Genomic DNA, 20903 nt, shown 5'->3' with positions numbered 1-20903 from the left:
GCCTCGCTGCATCTGAGTGCGGAGCCGTTTTACCACGAGTTCATCGCCGGAGCCGAGCGCGTCTTGAGCCCCGCGGGTCTCGCTGTCGTGCTCACGGTGGTCGCGTCGGCCGACGCGGAGGTCGAGACGTACAGGCGCTGGTCGGCGGAGGGCACCGTCGACGCGATCCTCCTGGTGGACCTTGCACGCCACGACGCTCGGGTGCCCGCGCTCGTCGAGCTGGCGATGCCGACGGTGGTCGTCGGCGACCCCGAGACGGCCGGCCCGTTTCCCGCTGTCTGGACGAACGATAGAGCCACGATGACCGACGCTCTGACTCGATTGAAGACTCTCGGGCACCGCTCGGTCGGGCGCGTCAGCGGACCGCGCAAGCTCGCGCACAGTCAGATCCGCTCCGAGACGTTCGCGGCGATGTGCGCGGCACTGGCCCTCACCTGCCACGAAGCAGTGGCACCCTACACGGAGGAGGGAGGCGCCGAGGCCACTGCAGAGCTGATGGCTCACGTGCAGCCACCGAGCGTGATCATCTACGACGACGACCTCATGGCGCTGGGGGGCGTCGGACAGCTCGCTCGCACCGGAGTCTCCGTCCCTGAGCAGGTGTCGGTGCTCGCCTGGGACGATTCCGTGCTCTGCCAGCTCTGCAGCCCGCGGCTGGCGGCTCTCGGCCACGATGTGCAGGCGATCGGCGAACGTGCCGGGGTCACCGTCATCGCGCTCCTTCGGGACGGCGTCGCTTCCACCGTTGAAGCGCCGCAAGCAGAATTGGTGGTCCGCGAATCCCTCGGGTCGGGCCCCGAAGCCGGCGACTGACGAGGACCGACGGTGTCCCATGCGGGCTCGATGAACCCGATCGACTTCACGCTGTGCGCATCCACGACAGGGCTGACGACCCGACCATCGACAGGGAGGCGCAGCCGGGGATCAGCAACCACGGAGTGCTGATCCCGACCCAGCTTCAACCACTCGTCGTCGATCGGCCTGAACCCGCCCGCGGCGCGCGCGTCCGTCCGCCCTTCGCCGGCCCGGACCGTCGACCGGTGCTCGTCCCAGAACAGATTGGAGTCCGAGTTCACCTGGGCGAGGTCAGGGCGCGACGGTCCCTCTCCGACGAACGCCGGTGACCCTGACCCCACCACGATGTTGCGCTCGAACGTGAAGGAGACGTGCGATTCGGGTCGTGTCACGCACACCTGACCGTGCCGGCCATGCGCCAGAACGTTGTTGCGCACCACGTTCCCTCTTCCGAAGTGCTGGTGCAGGACCTGCGCTCCCGCGTCGTAGGCGAGGTTGTCCTCGATCAAGATGTGCGATGCCCCCTCGTCGAGATAGATGCACCAGCCGCCGTAGTTCGCGCAGCGGATGCGGTGGACGACGTTGCCCCGCACGACCGTGCCGGGCGAGACGCCGAGAAGGTAAATGCCCCCCAGATCGGAGAGGCTGCCATCCCCGATGTCGTGGAGATGATTGGCCTCGATCACGTTGGTGTGCGCGACGCTTTCGCGGTAACCCCATACCCAGCCGCACGAAATGCCGGTGGCCTTCGTGTGATGGATGCGATTGTGCCGCACGACGTTGCCACCACTGTGCCGGATGAGGATGCCGGCGCCCGCGGCGAAGACACGACCGATCCAGCCGATGTCGCAGTCCTCGATGATGGCACCGCGAGTAGTCCCGGCCGAACGGTGAGAGGCAGCTCCGCTGACGGCAATGCCGCCAGCCCCCAGATCCCGCAGCCGGCAGTGCGAGACCCAAGCGTCTCTCACGCCTTCGCGGAGATCGAGGGCGTAGCCACCGCTGTGGGCGACGATCGCGTGCAGGAGTGAGAATCGGAGCGCGTGCTCGACCGAGATCACTCCGGGAACGTCCATCGCCGACTGCGGAGCCGAGGCGAACGGGATGCGGGGCAGGCGTCGTAGCAGGCCGTAGTCGGCGGGGCCGGGCATCGACCAGTCCGTGTGCTCGAAGGACACCCCCTCGAAGGCGACCTCCACGACGGGGTCACCCGGTCGCCCGCGCACGATCAGGAGCTGCTCTGTCGCGGGCGCGATGATCCGGACACGATCGGGATCCTCGCCCTGGCGCGGTGCATAGAGCAGTCGACCGGTCTCCAGGTCGTGATACCACTCACCAGGCTCTTCGCCGAGCGCATCGCGGACGTTCTCGAGCGTGTACCGCGCCGGCGCCCTGTCGATATCGTCCCGGAGCGCGAAGATGCTCCGCCGCGTACTCGAAACCGACCGGCGCTCGTTATCCACCGACAGCACCGGCATCCGCTCCTGCACCCAGTAGTGAGAGATCAGGATGTCGATGCGTCCAGCGTCCGCCAGATCGGCGAGATCGGATCCCTCGTACGAGAAGGTGCTGCTTCCGTCGAAGAGGGCATCCATGTGTCCACCCGCCATGGCGAGATCGTCGACGGACCCGATGCGGAAGGTGCCCGACCGGGGTCGCCTCGTGCGGGCCAGCCTCTGCCCGTCCGCTGTCCAGAGGGAGCGGATCTCCGCAGTCTGCGGCGCGGGCGCGGACCAGATGGGACCGCGCGGGCCCGCCGTCGGCGTCCAATCGGCGATCTCGATGCCGCCGTCGAAGACGGCGGCCGCGGCACCATCGTCGGAGCGGGCCCCGACCCAGCGCGTGCGGGAGTCGCGGGGCTCGAGGAGCAACGGCTGGGCGAAGCGATACCTGCCGGGGGCGATGTGGACGACCGCTGCCTGACCGGCGGGCCGCTGCTCGCGAAGCGCGTCCCGCGCCGCCTGCGGGGTGGCATGCGGATCTCCGGCGGAGCCGGTCGCTTCCGGGCGGCCCCAGGGAGCCACGTGCACTTCGACCGGTGGAATCATCAGAGTTGGGCGGCGAGGGCCGCCTCCGCGACCACGAGGTCGTTGGCGGATCGCAGAACGGGTCTGCGGAGCAGCTTATGCTCCTCTCCAGCAGCGATGCCGGTGACGTTGACGATGCGAGTCTCACCCGGCAGGAGGGTGATCAGCGCGTCGTCCGCCTCCGCCGCGTCTGCGAGGCGGTCCGGAAAGACACAGACGTCCCGGACAAGTACGTCGGAGGTGATCGTGACACGCACGTCCTCTCCGTGCCGCTCGACCGACGTCGCGAGGGCAGGCGGCCTGTAGAGCAGATCACGGTCCTCAGCGAAGAACCACAGCGCCCGGTCGGCTCCGACGGGTTCGATGACGATCACTTCCTCCAGCGGGTTTGCCGCGACCCAGAGTTGCCGATCGAGAGCGACCCTCGCCGAGCCGGCCGCCTCGACAACGACATCGAATACCGACTCGGCCAGCACGCGGCCATCGAAGTCGATCCGTCGCGCGGATACCGTGCTCCGCCACGGCGCCGCGGCATCATTGACGAGCACGACCGCGAGCTGCCCGCTGTCCTTCGCAACGGGCTGGACCGTCGCGATGCGTGTCGCCTGCGAGGCGCGGAGGGCGTACCACATCGGCTTCTTGCGCCCGTATCCGTCGATCGCCGCCCACGAGGTGACCGGCCAGCAGTCGTTCAGCTGCCAGATGATCGTGCCGGTGTTGCGCGGCCGAAGAGACCGGAAGTGCTCGATCCCGAACCGGATGGCCCGCGCCTGATTCAGCTGCATAGCGAATAGCCACGAGTCGAAATCATCAGGCCTGTCGAAGTGCGCAGCGAGCCCGCGCTCGAGCTTGTGATTGCCGTCGATCGCCTTCTGGTGGTGCAGCATGCCGGGCGAATCGAGGGCGAGCGGCTCGTCGCGCACCGAGCGCACGATGGTCGACCACGTGGGCGGAGCCTGCCAGCCGAACTCCGATGCGAAGCGCGGGCGCATCTCCCGATACGCGGTGTAGTCAAGGTCGTTCCACACGTCCCAGATGTGCTGAAGCGCATGATCTTCGCTGTTCGGGTGGATGCTCGCCGATCCCGAATAGGGGCTGCCCGGCCAGTAGTGGCGCGACGGATCCACCTCGGCGACGACCGAAGGCAAGAGGTCCGTGTAGTACCCGAGACCCCAGGTACGGTCGCCGATGTGCTCCCGCCAGTCCCAGTCCTCGTACCCCCAGATGTTCTCGTTGTTCCCGTTCCACAGCACGAGGCTCGGGTGTGTCATCAGCCGCTGGACGTTGTCACGTGCTTCGGCTTCGACTTCGGAGCGCAACGGCTCCTCCTCCGGGTATGCGGCACACGCGAAGAGGAAGTCCTGCCAGACCATCACGCCCAGCTCGTCGCAGACGCGATAGAAGTCCTCGCTCTCGTACGTCCCGCCACCCCAGATCCGCAGCAGATTGGTGTTGGCGGCGACCGCCTGCGTGATGCGCTCCCGCACCCGCGCTTCGGTCACGCGGGGGAAGAAGCAATCGTCGGGAATCCAGTTCGCTCCCCGGACCGGTACCGTCGCGCCGTTGATGACGAACGTGAACGGCGTTCCCTCGGCGTCCGGCTCGGTGATGAGCTCGACTGTGCGGAAGCCGACGCTCCCTTCCCAGGAGTCGCGCAGCCCGCTGCCGTCGACGAGCTGGACTGCGACGTGGTAGAGGCGAGCTTCGCCGAAGCCGTGGGGCCACCAGCGCTGGACGGCCGGCACGCGAACGCGGAGGCGGGCCGTCGACTCTCCCGGCGCGACGACCGCCGACGCGCGCAGATCGCCGACGGAGACAGTCGCCTCGAGGGTGGCGTCTGCCGCTCCCGAGAGCTCGACCTGCACGGTGAGGACGCCGTCCTCGCCATCAACGGTCGCCGTGGGCGAGACGCGAGAGATCGCAGCGCCACGCGCCTGCACGAGGCGCACGTCGCGCCAGATGCCTGCGCCTGTCAGAGAGGGACCCCAATCCCACCCGAAGTTGCACGCGGACTTCCGGATGTAGTTGAACGCCGTGGGATAGGCGTTGGGGAGGCGTCCCATGCGTGTGCGCTCCTCCTCGGCAAAGAGGACGGCGGAGTCGAACCGCACAGCGATCGTGTTGGTTCCCGCATGGAGGTGGTCGTCGATCGTCATGGCGACACGCCGGTGCATATTCTGAGATCTGCCCGCGACGTGTCCGTTCACGAAGACGGTGGCGATCGTATCGAGGCCGTCGAACTCCAGGCTCGTCGAGACGCCCGCCATCGGCTGGTGTTCGACCCTGCGCTCGTACAACCAGGCCTGCCTTCCGATCCACTCCTGATCGAGCTCCCGCCGGTCGATATAGGGGTCGTCGATCAGCCCCGCGTCGAGAAGATCGGTGTGCACGGTGCCAGGCACCGTCGCGCGGATCGGGAGACGGGCGCGCACTGCGTCCGGGACGGCCTCGGCTATCGGTTCTGCGAGGCGGAGGGTCCATCCGTCGTGCAGGGGGGTGCGTTCGGTCATCTCCGGACTCCTGACTGTGCGCTGGCTGGCGGGGCCACGGCGCGCCCGCAAACCCCACTATACCGGTAAAGTCCAGAGGGATCGCAAAGCGCTCAGCGGGGGGCGGCCGTGCTCCCGCCGACCACCAGACGCGGGTCCGCGACGTCGACCAGCGTCTGCGGACTGGTGAGGTCCGCACGGTCACCGCCGGAAGCCGCAAGCAACGCCTTTCCCGCTGCCCGCCCCAGCGCGACGATGTCGCGCCGCACATTCGTCAGAGTCGGATGCATCACTCGGCTGAGCGTCGACCCGTCCCAGGCGACGATCGAGATCTCGCGCGGGACGTCGACCCCCGCGGCCAGCAGGACCTCCATTGCGCCGACAGCGAGGAGCTCGCTGTCGAAGACCATCGCGGTGGGTCTCGGGTCATCGCCGAGGAGGGAGCGAGTTGCCACCTCCTGGATATCCGCTGTCAGCGACCCCCGCGCGATGACGCCCGTCATCCCGCGGGCCGCGATGCCGGTGCGGAACGCCTCGTCGCGTCGAACGGCGTAGCGGCGGTCGGGCGCCTCACTGATCCGCGCGACATGCCGATGTCCCAGGGCCTTCAAGTGATCGAGTACCTGATCCGTCGCACCGTCATCGTCGCTCCACAGGCAGTTGAATCCATCGACGAGATCTCCGAGGATGACGGCCGGAAGGCCCAGCTCTCGAACCAGCTCGAGCCGGGGGTCCTCAAGGCGGAGGTCTGCGATCAGCACCGCGTCCGCCCGTCGTTCCGAGGCCAGCGTCCGATAGATCTCGAGCTCGTGCGGGGCATCGCGGGCGACAAGCAGGGAGAGCGCCGTTGATGCGACAGACAGCTCCGCCTCCATCCCGGCGATCAGCCGGAGATAGAACGTGTCGCCCTCGAGCGCATCCACGCTCTTCGCCAGAACCAGGCCGACAGCGCCCGAACGTCGCTCTGACAGAGAGCGTGCCACAGAGCTCGGGCGCCACCCGAGCTCGTCGGCAACGTCGAGCACGCGTCGGCGCGTCTCTTCGGAGACGCCGGGGCGGTTGTTCAGCGCGAAGGAGACGGCCATCTTCGATACGCCGGCGCGCTCGGCCACGTCGTTGATCGTCGGTCGACGAGGGCGCGGCTCGGGCACCGACTCAGGGTAGCGCTCCGCATCGCGGGGTCACGCGCTCTCGCCCCGGACGTGGAGGGCGGCGATGTGCAGATGGGGGATATCAGGCTCTTTCCTGATCTTGAGGTAGCGGTAGGCATGCGGATCGCGCACGTTGAAGACCCCGAGTGCGCCGCGATCCAGCCCGAGCTCGCTGATCCGACCGCCGAGAGAACCGATCACCACGCTCTCTACCGGCGACATCTCCGGATCGTTGGAGGCCGAGACGACGAGATCCGCGCCCTGCTGATCGATGTCGTCTGCGTCGTGCGCGCCCTGATTGGTCAGGATCTCGATCCGCTGTATGACCACGGGCGATCCCAGATCGACGATGAGGAATGTCGGTGACGAGCCGTCGGCCTCCCAGCCGCATGCTGGATCCGGATCGAGCACATTCTCGACCGCGAAGCGGCCGGGAGCGTTGTGGACAAGCCGCTCGCCGCCCGCCGTCACGGACGCGGCGTCAGTGATCAGGTCGCGACCGAGTTCGCTCTCGGCGACGCGCACCCGTATCGTCTCGCTTTGCGCACGCTCGCCGTCCCTCACTGTCAGACGAAGGACGTAATCGCCCGGCCTGCTGAACGCGGCCGTGGTGCGGAGCCCGCTGCGGAAGTGGAATGTGACGTCTCCCGGTCCGGAGATCTTCGACCAATGCAGCCGCAGGCCCAGGCACCGCGGGGCGACCGGAGAAGCATCGTCCACGACCGCGTCCAGGTGCAGATCCTCGGTGAGGCGGACGGTTCGCGGCGCGAGGATCTTCACGGTGGGTGGAGGAACGGGAGGCTCGCCCACTCCCTCGAGCAGGTGCCGGTGGGTCGGCGGCAGCCCCGCACCCTCGATGATCGCGCGCACCGCGGTGGGCGGCGCGGCGGGATCGAAGAGGATCGGCGGATCCACCACGCTGTCCGTCGCCCGATTCACCCAGTCGGTCGTCGTCGCGTAATTGTCGATGACGCGGACGTCGCGGATCGTGTGCCGCCACAGGTACAGCCAATTGCTGTGCGGACGATCGATCACATTGTGATGTGCGCGGACGAAGCGGCTGGTCTCATCGAGGTAGAGGGCCCCGTAGTGGGCGTGGCCACCCTCGATGTGGTTCCAGGCGATCTCACTGTCGTTCTCGACCGTCCCGTCGCCGAGCACCGACCACGTGTAGATTCCGCCGCAGTCGATCGTGCGGGTCATGTAGTCGTGCACATGATTGCGCAGCACGCGGTTGCGACGAGTTCGATTACGGGTGACGTCCGGTGTCCACGAGTTCAGATCGATGCCCCCTCCGCCGGTGGCCGACACGTCATTGTGCTCGATCAGGGTGTCTTGCGTGAAGTACACCTGGATGCCCGGCGCACTGCCGTACTCCACCCCGGTTCGGTGGATCAGCGAGCGGGTGACGGAGTTGAATGTCGGCGTCTCCTCCCACGGCTGGTCGATCACGGCACCGGCCTGAGTCCCGATCGTGATGCCGGTGTCGGATGTGTCGTAGACGACGCATCCGTCGATCTGGACGCGGTGGGCGTAGTGCACCGCGAGACCTATGGCACCGACATGCTCGATACGGCAGTCGATGAAGCGGATGCTGCGCGCCGCGTCCACCTGGACCGCCGCAGGCGGGTGCTGAGCCAGCGGCCCGTCGGAAGGTCCGCGCGGAGCGAGCAGATAGTCCGTCTGGTTGGTGACGAATCCCGCCGCCGTCGGGGCATCCCATGCAGCGTGGCGGAAGGTGAGACCTCGGAGCTCGATGTTCTCGGCGTAGGAGCCTGGGCCATCGCCCTTGACTTCGAGCAGGGTTTGGACGGCGGGGACGGTCGCGACGAATCGGTCGATGTCCTCGCCGTCCACCGGGCGGTATCGCAGTATCCGGCGTGCGGGGTCGAAGCACCACGCGCCCGCCTCCTCGAGGAGCGCAGGATCGTTCTCGATGTGGAACTCGTTGTTGAAGGTTGGCGTCTGCGAGTACGGGGTGTTCGAAAGAGCGACGTCGAAAGCTTCCCGATTGAAGCGGATCGCGACGGTTTCGCTGTCGACGTGCTCAAACGTCCGGATGGGCACGCGGTAGTGGCGCCACTGGATGAGCTGGCTGAGCTCGGCGTGTTGGGGGCGGTCGAGCTCAGGCAGCAGCCTGCGGGGCACGAGGTAGCCATCCCGAAGCCCGCGGGCATCGTACGTCCACCCCGAGCCCTTTATCGCGAACGGAGTGCCCGCGCGCCGGCGACGGACCCCGTCGACGTAGAACTGGCGCACACCGGACAGGCCGGCCGGGACTTCCGCTTCCCAAACATCTGGCGTGCTCCGGCGCCAGACCGAGATCCGGACGCCGCCGTCGAGGACGGGGCGCTCGCCGGGTGCCGCACGGAACACGACCCGCTCCCCCGCGTTACCCGAGTCGCGCCTGTCGAAGGCGAGGGTCTCCGTGACGGGGTAGAGTCCGCCGCGAACGACCACTTCCCACGTCGGGCGTGACTCGGAGCGGCGCCGCTCCCTCACCGCGTCGCGTGCGCGGGTGAGGGTGCGGAACGGGCGTAGGTCCGTGCCGGGTCCGGCGTCGTCGCCGTCGGTGGACACCACGAATGGCGATGGCTCGATCTGGGGCATGGGATCTCCGGTGGACGGGGACGATCAGACTCGGCTCACGTCGGGATGAGCAGGATGACTCTGCCAGAGATCCCCCACTCCGTGACGAGGATCTCACCTTCGGCTCCCACGGCTATGCCGTGCGGAGCATGAAACCGTCCCGCTCGGCGCGTGGCAGCCTGGATCCCCCGCCTGCGGTCTTCGTTGGGCCACGGCCGCTCGCGCCGGTGCGGTAGGGATCCGGTCCCGCCGAGGAACGAGTCGTCCGGGCCGAAAGCCGCGATGCGCCCGTAAAGGTCCGTCACGAGCAGCAACTCGCCGTCGAAGGCGAAGGCGGACGGGCCGGTCAGCTCGGCTTGGCCGAAGGCACCGAGGAATCGGCCGTCCATCGACAGCTGAACGATGCGGCGGTTGCCGCGATCGGCCACAAGAAGCCTCGGCTCGGCGCTGCGTTCGTCCATGATGACCGCATGCGGCGTGCGGAAGGGCATTCCCGAGTCGGCACCGTTGGCGGTGAAGGAGCAGCGCCCATCGGCATCGAAGCCGTACACGAGGCTTCGCCCATACCCGTCGGCCACCCACACCGCTCCGCCTGACGCGGACCCGTGGTCGTGCAGTGCGACACTCGTCGGCATCCAGCCCCGGGTACCCTCGGACGACAGCTGCTGCGCAATTCCCCCGTCGGGGTGAAATCTGGTCACGCCGCCGCCGCGACGCAGGTCGCCATAGCCGGCACCGTCGCGCGTGTACTTGTGCCCAGGGTCGGCGACCCAGATGTCTCCGTCGGCGGTGACCGCGAGCCCGTGGCACTCGGTCGCTGCCACGGCCACCGCTCGCCGATCACGGATTCCGCCGCGGCCGTCCGGCCTCACCACATACAGGAGACGCCCCGAGCTGTCGCCGAAGTAGAGCGAACCGTCCGGCCCCGCAGCCGCCCCCGAATGGGACCACGCGCGCGGGTCGTCGCCGATGGGAAGCACCTCTGACCAGCGGTACTCCCGGCCGGCGAGAAGGATCGAGTGCTTCTCGCGAGCCGGAGCGGCAGGAATCGTCATCGATCGCAGCCGCCCTCCTTGTCGCGACGGGCGTGCGGCGCGGACAGGTCTCGGAGTCCCTTGTAGGCGTACGGGTCTTCGCCGGCGACGAGCACGACATCGCGAAAGTCGTACTCGCCGAAGTGACTGCCCTCCACCTCCTTGCGCCAGGGCAACAGCGACTCCGCACTCATGTAGTGGTTGACAAGTGCCCGGCGGTAGCCGTGCTTACCGGAGTTCTGAAGTGAGCGGTGAAGAAGGTAGCCGTTGAACACAAGCGCGGCTCCGGCAGGGATCTCGACGGGCACGGCATCCTCCTCGGTGTACGGGAAGTCGTACGCCTCTGCCGTGCAGTCGAACTGAGGGTCGTCCTGGTCGCGATCGGGATAGAGGACACCGCGCTGGTGAGAGCCGGGGATCACCCACAAGCATCCGTTCTCGATCGTCGCGTCGTCGAGGGCGATCCACACCCCCGTGAGCGAACGGTCGCGCGTCGGGATGAAGTGCTCATCCTGATGCCAGGCCTGCCCGGGCTTGCCCTCGGACTTCACGAAGAGCATCGACTGCATGGCCTTGACGTTCGGCCCGATGACGGACGTCAGCGCCGCGACGACCTGCTCGTCGTGCATCGCGGCGGCAGCGATCTCTGAGATCTTGTGGGGGTAGTGGATGCAGAGGAACCGGCGGAGCACATCGGCGTCCGACAGACCCGTCAGATCGTCTCCGTCGCTCAGTGGGGTGTTGCGGCAGATCCGGATCGCGTCGCGGTTGAGATCCTCGACCCTCTGCGGCGTCAGTGCCCCCGCGAGGACGGCGTACCCGTCTCGGGCGTACTGCTCCCGGAAGGCGTTGTCGACCTGCTCGTGGAGCGGCACAGAGGCCCGGAGGGCGGTCGTCGTGGACATGTCGGTTGCTCTCTTCCCCAGCGCTTGGGCGCTGACTTGTCGTTTCCTTGCGAAGCTACGCAGCTGATCGCGCTGGCGACATGGAGATATCGATCACTACCATGTACATTCATGACCTTTGTGAGCTCGCCCGTGCTTGTCCGCTCGCTCGCTAACGTCGCCGAGTATCCGGCAGGAGCGATGTTCGGTCCCCGGCAGATGTCATCCTTCGAGTTCGTGTGGGTCCTTCGCGGTTCGGCCACCTGGCACATCGAAATGGGCGAAGACGCACAGGCGCATCCACTGACGCCCGGGACGATCGCCCTGTCGCCGCTGGGAGCCGCTGAAAGGTACGAGTGGGATGCCACGCAGGCGAGCTCGCATGCGTTCGTCCACTTCGAGCTGCCGGCCGATGTGGATGCCTCGGAGTGGCCCCGGACACGGCGGATGGCGCAGCTCCCTCTGCTGGCGGCGCTCTGCGACAGTCTGCTTTCACCCGCCGCCGGCACTGACCAAACGATGCGTGCGCGCAGTTCGCACATCGTCGGCCTCATGCTCGATGTCTTCCTCGAGCACGAGGACGAAGGCGACACCGGCGACCACGCCTTGGAGGCTCTCGCCGAGCGAGCGGTGAGTTACGTCAAGGGGACGTGGTCGGCGACAGGGATGAGGATCATCGCCATCGTCGAGATCGCCCGCGCGCTCGACGTGTCGCCGGGGTACCTGTCGCGCTCATTCCGATCGCACTTCGGGATCGGGCCCGCCAGGGCGTTCGAGATGGTCCGGCTCGCGCGGGCGGCCGTCGCCCTGCAGCGCACGTCGTCGACCGTTGCCGCCATCGCCGCCGAATGCGGCTTCTCGGACGAGTTCCACCTTTCCAAGCGGTTCAGCAGCAGATACGGCTCACCGCCGGGCGCCTTTCGCCGCGATCACGGAGAAGACGAACCGCTGGCCCCTTTGGTAGAGCACCGCCTCATGAGCCTGTGGCGATCGCTGACCGATCTGACCTAGGGACGAAGCGCGGTGATGCCGCAGGCGCCGCCGCTCGACAGCAGCCCGCTTCTCCGCGTAGGCGCGGATGGCGACCTCATCTCTGCGACCCCCGGTGCTGATGCGGGGTCGAGAGTCGAAGCTGCAGCCGGCTGTCTCCGGACACATCAGCAACTGCCTCGAGAGTGGGCGCGCGTTCATCTTCGGACGACCGCCCGCGTCCCTCCCGCACGGACGGGCCGCGGTTCAGCCATCGAGGGGACATCACCTGTGTGGGGTGGTGCACCCCCGAGCGCTCGAGCCGCATGACTTCCCCGGAATCGCGCGGCAGAACGCACCGACGTACGCGTTGGCGAGCGCCGCCGCTATCGCGGGGAGTGACCCCCCGCGGGGTCACTTCGGGGTCACCTTGACGACGGAGAACGCCGAATCAGGTCGCGACGGAATGAGAAAAAGCCGCGATGACCGGGTCATTCTGTGGCGGAGACGGAGGAATTTGAACCCGGTCGCTGGGTAGATGCCCGGGTCGGTTCGCAGGCGTTCACGTTGATCTGCCGCGGTTTGAGGTCGCTTCTGATGACGTTCGAAGACGCTCGGAGCTCTTCAGGTTTACGCGATTCTTACGCACGCCAGCGGTGTCGAACACCCTGATCGCCAGGATGTTCTCACGGTGGGCGCAGTCCGGCCGCAGGACTGGGGACGCTACCCTTTAGGTGCAGATGAGGGGGCATCATGCGGAAACCTGTCGTCCTCGAACCACCGGGTAGGGCGCGGAGCTGACGATGAGGCTCGTTGCTGGTGTCGCACTGGGTGATCGCTACCAACTGGCGAGCAGGATCGCGGTCGGCGGCATGGGTGAGGTCTGGAAGGCGGCCGACCGGGTCATCGGCCGCACGGTCGCTGTCAAGATCCTGAAGCCGGATCTCGTCGACGCGCCGGGCTTTCTCCAGCGTTTTCGCGTCGAGGGACGGCTCGCTGCGCGAGTTGATCATGACGGCATCGCGCGGGTGTACGACTACGGCGAGCACGACGGATCGGCATATCTGGTGATGGAGCTGGTCCGCGGCGAGGCTCTCTCCGCGGTGTTGAGCCGGGAGCGCCCTCTCCCCGCGGAGCGCGCGCTGGATGTCGTCGCGCAGGCCGCATCGGCCCTGCATGCCGCGCACAGCGCGGGTCTGGTGCATCGTGACATCAAACCCGACAACCTTCTCATCGAACCCGATGGGCGCGTGAAGATCGCAGATTTCGGAATCGCTCGCGCCTCCGACCAGGTGCCGTTCACGGTCGCCGGCCAGGTGATGGGTACGGTGCAGTACGCCGCTCCGGAGCAGCTGGGTGGGAAACCGGTGACGGCCGCCAGCGACATCTACTCACTGGGCGTCGTCGCCTACGAGGCGCTCGCAGGCGTGCGACCTTTCACCGGCGAATCGCAGATGGCGATCGCGCTGGCGCAGGTAAACGACGAGCCGCCCGCGATGCCTTCGGATGTGCCGCTCCCCGTGCGCGACCTCGTCATGTCATGCCTGGCCAAGGATCCCGCCGAGCGACCGAGCTCAGCGGCCGCGCTCGCCCAGGCTGCACACGAGCTGCGGGAGAGTCTGCGCGCCGAGCCGGGCGGTGGGCACACCGCTCCCTCATCGCCGACCGGCTCTCGGCCGCTCGCCGTAGCGTCCTCGAGGCCACTGCTCGAGACGAAGGTCTATCGACCGGAGGCGCGACGCAACGCGGTGCCACGTCCTCGTCTGGTGAAGCAGCTGGAGCGCGCCATCCAATCCAGCCTCACGATCGTCTCGGCGCCCGCTGGGTTCGGTAAGTCGACCCTCCTCGCCGCCTGGCTGGCAGAGGAGCTCCCGAGTGAGACCGGCGACCGCGCCGCCGCGTGGCTGTCGCTCGACGACGCCGACAACGATCCTGCGCGGTTCTGGGCGTATGTGGTCGCCGCGCTTCGGACGGTTGATCCGGATGTGGGAGCCGAGGCTCTCGCGCTGCTCGAGACGCCCGGATCCGCCTCCCCCTGGACACTGCTGACGAGGCTGCTCAACGACCTCGCTCACCTCGGACGGGAACTCGTCCTCGTCATGGACGACTACCACCTCGTGCACGCACCCGCGGTGCACGAGGGCGTCGCGTTCCTGACCGCGAACCTACCTCCGAACGTCCACCTCGTCCTGGCGAGCCGCGCTGATCCACCCCTGCCGCTTGCTCGGCTGCGTGCAAGCGGCGACCTGGTCGAGCTTCGCGCTGCCGACCTTCGCTTTCGCCCGGAGGAGGCATCCGAGTACCTCACCGGCGTGATGGACCTGGCACTGTCACCGGAGCAGGTCTTGACGCTCGAGGGCCGCACCGAAGGATGGATCGCGGCGCTGCAACTCGCCGCGCTGTCGATGCAGGGGCGGGACGACATCGCGGACTTCATCGCCGCGTTCGCGGGGGACGACCGGTACATCGTCGACTATCTGGTCGAGGAGGTGTTGCAGAGTGTCCCGGCCGAGGTGCGCACCTTCCTTCTCGAGTCGTCGATCCTCTCGCGGATGAACGCCTCGCTCGCCGATGCCGTCACAACGCGCGGAAACGGCCGAGCGATGCTCGACACGCTGGACCGCGGAAACCTGTTCCTGGTGCCGCTCGATGACCGTCGGGGCTGGTATCGGTACCACCATCTGTTCGCGGAGGTGCTACAGGTGAGGCTGACGGATGAGCGGCCCGACGCCGCGCCGGAACTTCATCGTCGAGCCAGCGCGTGGTTCGCGCAGGCCGGCGACCAGGACGCGGCGATCCATCACGCCCTGGCAGCTCCGGACTACGAGTTGGCTGCCGGCCTCATCGAGGCCGCGGTGCCCGCGATGGGCCGCGATCGACGAGAGGCGACGCTCCGCAGTTGGATGGAGGCGCTTCCTCCGGAGACCTTCCGCACACGGCCCGTGCTCAGCCTGGGGTTCGTCGGTGCTCTGCTGTCGACTGGTGAGATCGGTGGCGTGGAGGAACGGCTGCGGGACGCGGAACGGTGGGTGGAACCAGACGCCGCGGGACAGGACCTGGGGTCGCCCATCGTCGTGGACAGCGGCGAGTTGCGGAGCCTGCAGGGCTCGACCGCGATCTACCGTTCAGGACTGGCCCTCGCTCGGGGAGACGCGACCGCTACCGTGCACCATGCGCGGCGCGCGCTCGGTCTGCTGGATGAGTCGGACCACTATCGGCGAGGTGCTGCCGCTGCACTGGAGGCGCTCGCCCTCTGGGGCGACGGGGATCTCGAGGGCGCGCACAAGGGCTATGCCGAGTCGGTCGCGAACTTCACGAGCTCTGGCCACATCGCCGACGTCCTCGGCTGCACCATCGTCCTCGCCGACATCCGTTTGACCCAGGGCCGCCTGAGCGATGCCCTGGCTTCCTACGACGCCGCGCTGCAGCTGGCACACGAGCAGACGCAACCGATCCGCCGCGGCATCCCGGACATGCACGTCGGCAGGGCGACGATCCTGTACGAACGCGACGACCTGGAAGCGGTGACCATTGAGTTCGAACGAGCCGTGGCGGAGGGGGGCGACTCGGCGGGGCTGCCGAAATACCGCTACCGCTCGCGGCTGGGCATGGCTCAGCTCCGGGAGGCGCAGGGCGTCCTGTCTGGGGCGGTCGAGCTGCTGGATCAGGCCGAGCGCTTCTTCACGGCCGACATGGCGCCCGTCGTCCGCCCCGTCCCTGCGACGAGGGCGCGGCTCTGGCTGAAGCAGGGCAGAGTCGCCGACGCGCTCACGTGGGCACGGGGCGCGGGCTTGTCCGCGGACGACGACGTCAGCTACATCCGGGAGTACGAGCACATCACGCTTGCCAGAACGCTTCTCACCCAATACACGCTCGAGGGTGAGCGGCAGACCCTCGCCGACGCTCTGTCTCTTCTGGACCGTCTGCTCGGTGCGGCGGAAGCCGGAGGGCGAGTAGGTAGCGTCATCGAGATCCTCGCGCTACACGCACTCGCGGACCGCGCGCGGGGCGACATCGACGGTGCTGTGACAGCACTGGAGCGGGCGCTGACCCTTGCTGAGCCTGAAGGCTACGCCCGGCTCTTCGTGGACGAGGGGGCACCGATGGCGACGCTGCTTGATGCGGTCGCTGCGCGCGATCGCGTACATGCCTACGCCCGAAGGCTGCGGACGCGGTTCGACGCTCCGATCGCGCGCAGCGGCCGCGGGCCAGTACTCGCCGACCCCGCAGGCAGCCGGGCCACCGACCTCGCCGAACCCTTGAGTGAGCGGGAGCGGGAAGTGCTCCGGCTCCTCGCGACCGAGATGAGCGGCCCCGAGATCGCCCGTCTGCTTGTCGTGTCGCTCAACACGGTGCGAACACACACGAAGCGGATCTACACGAAGCTCGGTGTCAGCAACCGGCGAGCCGCGGTGCTCCGTGCCCAGCAGCTGGGCGAGGTCGGCACAGGAAGCGGGCAGTCGACCTGACCCCTGTCACGCGCCGCCAGCCTCCGGGGGCGCGACGTTGCCGGCCCCGGAAGCCTCGATGGCTCGAACCGAGATGAGGACCATCCCGAGATCCCGGATCTTGATCAGGATGCCGTGGAGGGCGGCCTGGTCGACGACATGGCCTCTGAGCGTCGTCGTGCCATCTGGTTCTCGGGTGAGCGTGAGGTCGCCGAACCACTCCGCCCAGTGATCGTCGAGGTGCCGGCCGACACGCAGCTCGTAGTCGCCGGGCTCGTCGCGACCAGCGCCCGCGGTCATCGCGGCCTCCGCGCCCAGTCAGCGCCCGCTCGGGCGATGCGCCGTGGTCGCCGGCGGATCGCCCATTCCGCGACCGCCAGGTTGATCGCCCATCCCGCCCCGTTCAGGAGAGCGATGCTGAGCTCGCCCTCGCCGAACAGCTGCTCGCCGAAGCCCAGGGTGAACACCTGCGTCGCCGCACCGAGCCCGATCGCGAACGCGCGGATCATCCACGCTCGGTGCGCCGGCAGACGGCGTCGGCGGATGGCACGGAATCCGAGGACGATGAACGCCGCCAGTCCCGACGCGGCGAGGAGCCGGAAGACGAACAGCAGCCCGGAAGAGCCCGACACATAGGCGAACGCGAGCCAGAGTCCGGAGGCTGCGGCGAGCAGCGCGCCGAGGATCGCTAGACGGCCGGCGACGCGATGCCACCGTGGCCGGCGCCCACGCAGGCCTGCCGAGAACTGCAACGCACCGAGGACGACGAAGACAGTGGCGCCGAGAACGTGGAGGACGGCGGGAAGCGGCATCCCCCCATCCCCACCGGATGCGGAACCGTCCGGGCCGACGGCCATCGCGACGCGCCGCAGGGCGTTGGCGGCGATGGGGATCAGGCCGAAGACGATGAGGCCGGTGGGAAGCAGCCAGCCGGGGCTGCGCCTCCGGGCCGGCCGAACACCGGACGTCGGGGGCGAAACGTTGAGGGTCATGGGTACTCGATTCTCCGAGTCAGGCGCCGAGGGTCACTCGTAGCGCAGTGCGTCGATGGGGTTCTGGCGGGCGGCCCGTCGTGCAGGCAGGGTGCCGGCGAGGAAGGCGATCGACATCACGATGAGGAGGATGGATGCCACGGGCACGAGCTCGAACCGCAGCACCTGAAGTCCTTCGAGGTCGGCCAGGACGCGGTCGACGATGACGCCATTGGCCACGGTGCCGATCCCGATGGCTGCGGCCGCGCCGAGGACGCTGCCCGCGAAGCCGATGAATACCGCCTCGGTGCTGAACAGGGCATAGATGCTCCCGCCCCGCATGCCCATCGCCTTCATCAGGCCGATCTCCCTGGTTCGTTCCTGCACGCTCATCAACAGGGTGTTCACGATCTCGAACCCGGCGGCGATCAGAGCGATCACCGCGAAGGCGTTGAGCACCGCGATGATGCCGTCGACGACCGTCTGGATCACCCCGATCTGGTCGGCCACTGTTGCTGCCAGGAATCCCTTGTTCTCGAGGGCCGATTGGATCTCGTCGATGCGCGTCTCGGAGGCGCGCGGGTCGAAGTGTGCGATGGCGACGATGGACTGCTCCGACACGGCGGCAGGCCGTCCCGTGCTCTGGATGGCGTCGAGCTGCTCGAACAGGGCGTCGTTGAGCGCGGCCCCGGACGCGAGAATCGTCTCGTTCTGCACACCGACGACGGTCGCAGCGACCTCGTGCAGGGCGCCGTTGTGGTCCGCGATGCCGATCTCGACGGTCCTCCCCACAGCTCCCTGCGCGTCGGCGAATCCCAGCGCGTCGACGTAGGACGAGACGAGGAGGATCTGCGGCTCGTCGCGACCGTTCTGCAGCTGCGCGCCGGCTGCCAGGTCGGGGGTCGTGAGGTGCGCGGTGGGGTTCACGTCGAGCACGAACTTTCCCTTGCCGTCGTATTCGATGTAGCGGGGAGTGACCTCGCGCACGGGGCTCACGTCGAAGATGCCGTCGATCGATCGGATGGCGTCGAGGTCGTCGGTGGTCAGCGGTTCCGTCTCGAACTGGGCGAGGTCGGAGCCGAGGGTCGCGCCATCCGGGTCGTACGCCGCGGGACCTTCGCGTTGCGCCGTCTCCTGTTGCGCCTTGCTGACGGTGAGCACGTCCTTGGCGCCGAACGCGCCGATCTGGTTGTCGATGTAGTCGGAGACACCTGTGCCGATGGCGCTGGTGATGGTCAGGGTGAAGGCGCCGATGAAGATCGCGAGCACGGTGAGGAGCGTGCGGGTCTTGCTGCGCAGGCTGTTGCCGACCGCGGTGGACAGCATGTCGGTGATCCTCATGCGAGAGCTCCCATCAGTTCTGCTCTCACTTCACGACCGTCACTGATGTGGATCTGGCGGTCGCATCGCGCGGCGAGTTCGGTGTCGTGGGTCACCACGACGAGGGTGATGCCGCTGTTCTGGTTCAGCTGGAAGAGAATGTCTTCCACCAGGCGGCCGGTCGCCGTGTCGAGATTGCCGGTCGGCTCGTCGGCGAAGATGAGCTTCGGCTCGTTGATGAGCGCGCGGGCGATGACCACCCGCTGCTTCTGACCGCCCGACAGGTTGACGGCCCTGTTCCTGGCCTTGTCTGCCAGCTCCAGCTGGGCCAGTACGGCCATCCCGCGCTCCCGTCGCTCGCGACGCCCCACGCCGGCGATCTTCAGCGGCAGCATGACGTTCTCCAGGACCGTGGCGTTCGGGTTGAGGAAGAACTGCTGGAACACGAATCCGAAGGTCTCGTTCCGCAGTCGGCTGACCTCCCGGGTGCTGAGCGTCGCAGCATCCACTCCCCCGACGAGGAGCGAGCCCCCGTCGGGCTGGTCGAGCAGTGCGAGCACGTGCATCAGCGTGGACTTGCCGGAGCCGCTCTTTCCGACGATCGCGACCGACTCCCCGTGGGCGATCCGGAGGGAAACGCCCATAAGCGCGTCGAACCGATTGGCACCGCGACCGTAGGAGCGGCGGATGTCGCGGACATCGAGCAGAGCTCGAGCGTTGTCGATGTTCATCGGAGCGCCCCCTCCATGTCGGCGGGCGTCTGCGGGACGAGGGTGCGGGTCGGCTGGGCGCACAGCACCGCCAGGACGATCGCGCCGGCGACGGGAAGCAGGATCCAGAAGACGTTCCCCCAGCCTGAGCCGCCGTCGCGCAGGCGGCGGACGGTCACCGCGAGGGTGGGCAGGAGGACGGCGATCTGCCACACGGGGGTGAGGGTCGGGGCGCTGAGGACTGTGCCGTCGGCCAAGCCGAGGGTCGGCACGGGGAGCGCGGCGAGAGCGGAGCCGACGATCACGGTGAAGAGGATCCACCACCAGAACTCGGATCGGCTTGCCGTGGCGGAGAACTCGGCGTAGCCGCGGAAGCCGCTGCGGATCGATTGTGCGAAGCGCATGGACGTTCTGTTTTCGGGATGGAGGGTCAGGGCCGGGGGCTTGCGGCGGCGGGCTCGTCCGCTTCCGCGACGTGGATGACGACGCTTCCGCGCTTGCGGCCGGTGTCGACGTACCGGTGGGCCCGGGCGATGTCGTTCAGCGGGTAGGAGCGCTCGATGACGGGGCGGAATTCACCGACCTCGGCGAGGTACATGACGTGCTGAAGGTCGGCGGCGCGATAGGCGCCGGGGCCAGTGATGACGGAGATCCCGTAGCGCTGGGCGTCCCGCTTGGCGCGGATGAGCGAGCGGAGCCCAGCGGCCACGAGCAGCACCGCGCCGCCCGGTCGCACGATGGAGTGCACCCTGCTCACCGGGGCGTTGCCGACGCAGTCCACGATCACGTCGTAGCTGGTTGCGTCGGCGGTGAAGTCCTGAGCGTGGTAGTCGATGGTGCGTTGCGCGCCGAGATCGGTCACGAGGTCCCGGTTCGCCGCGCTGGTGACGGCGGTGACGTGGGCCCCGACAGCGGCGGCGATCTGCACGACCGCGGAGCCCACGGCGCCCGAGGCTCCGTTGACGAGGATGGTGGTGCCGGCCTTCACCGTCACCTGGTTGAGGTAGGCCTGTGCGGTGATCCCCCCGAACACGATGCTCGCCGCCTCGGCGAAGGTGAGGCTGCCGGGCGTGTGGACGACAGCATCGGTCGCCTTGACGATCGCGTACTCGGCGTGGCCGCCGAATCGGCCTCCGAGCATGACCGCGACACGGTCCCCCGGCGCGAACCCCTGCACGTCGTCGCCCACCTTCTCGACGACTCCAGCGGCATCCATCCCGAGCACGGGGCGGCGTGGGCGGAAGAAGCCGAGCACGAGCGAGCTGGGGATGATCAGGCCGGCAGGGATGTCCCGGGCACGCGAACGGTGGTCCGCTGCGCTCACGGTGGTCGCGTGAACACGGACGAGGATCTCGTCACTCTTCGGCTGCAGGTCGGCGACCTGCTCGATGCGGACGACCTCCGGGCCGCCGAAGCGGCGATAGACGGCAGCTTTCATTTCTTCTCCCATGGGGTTCGGGCTCTGGTCGAGCGGGGCTTCTCGATTGACGAAGCTACGAAGCGTTGTGGTGACCCG

General features: G+C 68.0%; 15 protein-coding genes. 2 read left to right on the top strand and 13 right to left on the bottom strand.

The features are described 5' to 3' along the window. Nucleotides 1-29: 29 nt before the first annotated feature. The 7 genes from EV279_RS16815 to EV279_RS05130 form a co-directional block, all read right to left on the bottom strand. Nucleotides 30-299, bottom strand: coding sequence for a hypothetical protein (locus tag EV279_RS16815; protein ID WP_166644395.1), 270 nt, complete (start codon nucleotides 297-299; stop codon nucleotides 30-32). A gap of 228 nt (nucleotides 300-527) precedes the next feature. Then, nucleotides 528-2819 (bottom strand): right-handed parallel beta-helix repeat-containing protein, encoded by a 2292-nt coding sequence (locus EV279_RS05155; protein WP_166644449.1) that lies wholly within the window; start codon nucleotides 2817-2819, stop codon nucleotides 528-530. Nucleotides 2820-2842: 23 nt separating this feature from the next. Beyond that, complete coding sequence (locus tag EV279_RS05150; RefSeq protein ID WP_133541812.1) at nucleotides 2843-5332, bottom strand: glycoside hydrolase family 2 protein; 2490 nt, start codon at nucleotides 5330-5332, stop codon at nucleotides 2843-2845. 92 nt (nucleotides 5333-5424) lie between these two features. After that, entirely contained in the window at nucleotides 5425-6462 is a 1038-nt protein-coding gene (locus EV279_RS05145) for a LacI family DNA-binding transcriptional regulator (RefSeq protein WP_133541811.1), read from the bottom strand. 30 nt (nucleotides 6463-6492) lie between these two features. Continuing rightward, on the bottom strand, nucleotides 6493-9072 hold the full coding sequence (locus tag EV279_RS05140) for a right-handed parallel beta-helix repeat-containing protein (RefSeq protein WP_133541810.1): 2580 nt from the start codon (nucleotides 9070-9072) through the stop codon (nucleotides 6493-6495). 35 nt (nucleotides 9073-9107) lie between these two features. Further along, complete coding sequence (locus EV279_RS05135) at nucleotides 9108-10106, bottom strand: hypothetical protein (protein WP_133541809.1); 999 nt, start codon at nucleotides 10104-10106, stop codon at nucleotides 9108-9110. Beyond that, nucleotides 10103-10990, bottom strand: coding sequence for a phytanoyl-CoA dioxygenase family protein (locus EV279_RS05130; RefSeq protein ID WP_133541808.1), 888 nt, complete (start codon nucleotides 10988-10990; stop codon nucleotides 10103-10105). Before EV279_RS05130 ends, EV279_RS05135 begins: the two co-directional genes overlap by 4 nt. 24 nt (nucleotides 10991-11014) lie before the next feature. Between EV279_RS05130 and EV279_RS05125 the strand changes: the two genes are divergently transcribed. Together EV279_RS05125 and EV279_RS05120 are read left to right on the top strand one after the other, a co-directional pair. Beyond that, nucleotides 11015-11980, top strand: a complete 966-nt coding sequence (locus EV279_RS05125) for an AraC family transcriptional regulator (RefSeq protein WP_166644448.1) — start codon at nucleotides 11015-11017, stop codon at nucleotides 11978-11980. Between the two features lie 761 nt (nucleotides 11981-12741). Further along, a complete protein-coding gene (locus EV279_RS05120) occupies nucleotides 12742-16407 on the top strand; it encodes a serine/threonine-protein kinase (RefSeq protein WP_208109472.1) in 3666 nt (1221 codons plus the stop codon). A 6-nt stretch (nucleotides 16408-16413) separates the two neighbouring features. Here EV279_RS05120 and EV279_RS05115 read toward each other — a convergent pair whose 3' ends face one another. The 6 genes from EV279_RS05115 to EV279_RS05090 are packed head-to-tail and all read right to left on the bottom strand — an operon-like array spanning nucleotide 16414 to nucleotide 20825. Continuing rightward, complete coding sequence (locus tag EV279_RS05115; RefSeq protein ID WP_133541806.1) at nucleotides 16414-16686, bottom strand: hypothetical protein; 273 nt, start codon at nucleotides 16684-16686, stop codon at nucleotides 16414-16416. Continuing rightward, a complete protein-coding gene (locus tag EV279_RS05110; protein WP_133541805.1) occupies nucleotides 16683-17378 on the bottom strand; it encodes a DUF2306 domain-containing protein in 696 nt (231 codons plus the stop codon). The genes EV279_RS05115 and EV279_RS05110 overlap by 4 nt, the downstream gene beginning before the upstream one ends. 33 nt (nucleotides 17379-17411) lie before the next feature. After that, nucleotides 17412-18698 carry an ABC transporter permease gene (locus EV279_RS05105; protein WP_133541804.1) on the bottom strand — a complete coding sequence of 429 codons (1287 nt, stop codon included), beginning with the start codon at nucleotides 18696-18698 and terminating at the stop codon, nucleotides 17412-17414. After that, nucleotides 18695-19408 (bottom strand): ABC transporter ATP-binding protein, encoded by a 714-nt coding sequence (locus tag EV279_RS05100; RefSeq protein WP_133541803.1) that lies wholly within the window; start codon nucleotides 19406-19408, stop codon nucleotides 18695-18697. Before EV279_RS05100 ends, EV279_RS05105 begins: the two co-directional genes overlap by 4 nt. Continuing rightward, nucleotides 19405-19791, bottom strand: a complete 387-nt coding sequence (locus EV279_RS05095; RefSeq protein WP_133541802.1) for a DUF805 domain-containing protein — start codon at nucleotides 19789-19791, stop codon at nucleotides 19405-19407. Before EV279_RS05095 ends, EV279_RS05100 begins: the two co-directional genes overlap by 4 nt. 26 nt (nucleotides 19792-19817) lie before the next feature. Continuing rightward, entirely contained in the window at nucleotides 19818-20825 is a 1008-nt protein-coding gene (locus EV279_RS05090; RefSeq protein ID WP_166644447.1) for an NAD(P)-dependent alcohol dehydrogenase, read from the bottom strand. Nucleotides 20826-20903: the final 78 nt, after the last annotated feature.

Source organism: Microbacterium sp. BK668, from assembly GCF_004362195.1.
Lineage (GTDB): Bacteria > Actinomycetota > Actinomycetes > Actinomycetales > Microbacteriaceae > Microbacterium.
This window is presented reverse-complemented; position numbering and strand designations above follow the sequence as displayed.

Coding starts and splice junctions, on each gene's coding strand:
- EV279_RS05110 (WP_133541805.1), bottom strand. CDS start 17,378: ATGACCCTCAACGTTTCGCCCCCGACGTCCGGTGTTCGGCCGGCCCGG.
- EV279_RS05115 (WP_133541806.1), bottom strand. CDS start 16,686: ATGACCGCGGGCGCTGGTCGCGACGAGCCCGGCGACTACGAGCTGCGT.
- EV279_RS05095 (WP_133541802.1), bottom strand. CDS start 19,791: ATGCGCTTCGCACAATCGATCCGCAGCGGCTTCCGCGGCTACGCCGAG.
- EV279_RS05140 (WP_133541810.1), bottom strand. CDS start 9,072: ATGCCCCAGATCGAGCCATCGCCATTCGTGGTGTCCACCGACGGCGAC.
- EV279_RS05100 (WP_133541803.1), bottom strand. CDS start 19,408: ATGAACATCGACAACGCTCGAGCTCTGCTCGATGTCCGCGACATCCGC.
- EV279_RS05130 (WP_133541808.1), bottom strand. CDS start 10,990: ATGTCCACGACGACCGCCCTCCGGGCCTCTGTGCCGCTCCACGAGCAG.
- EV279_RS05150 (WP_133541812.1), bottom strand. CDS start 5,332: ATGACCGAACGCACCCCCCTGCACGACGGATGGACCCTCCGCCTCGCA.
- EV279_RS05135 (WP_133541809.1), bottom strand. CDS start 10,106: ATGACGATTCCTGCCGCTCCGGCTCGCGAGAAGCACTCGATCCTTCTC.
- EV279_RS05105 (WP_133541804.1), bottom strand. CDS start 18,698: ATGAGGATCACCGACATGCTGTCCACCGCGGTCGGCAACAGCCTGCGC.
- EV279_RS05090 (WP_166644447.1), bottom strand. CDS start 20,825: ATGAAAGCTGCCGTCTATCGCCGCTTCGGCGGCCCGGAGGTCGTCCGC.
- EV279_RS05120 (WP_208109472.1), top strand. CDS start 12,742: ATGAGGCTCGTTGCTGGTGTCGCACTGGGTGATCGCTACCAACTGGCG.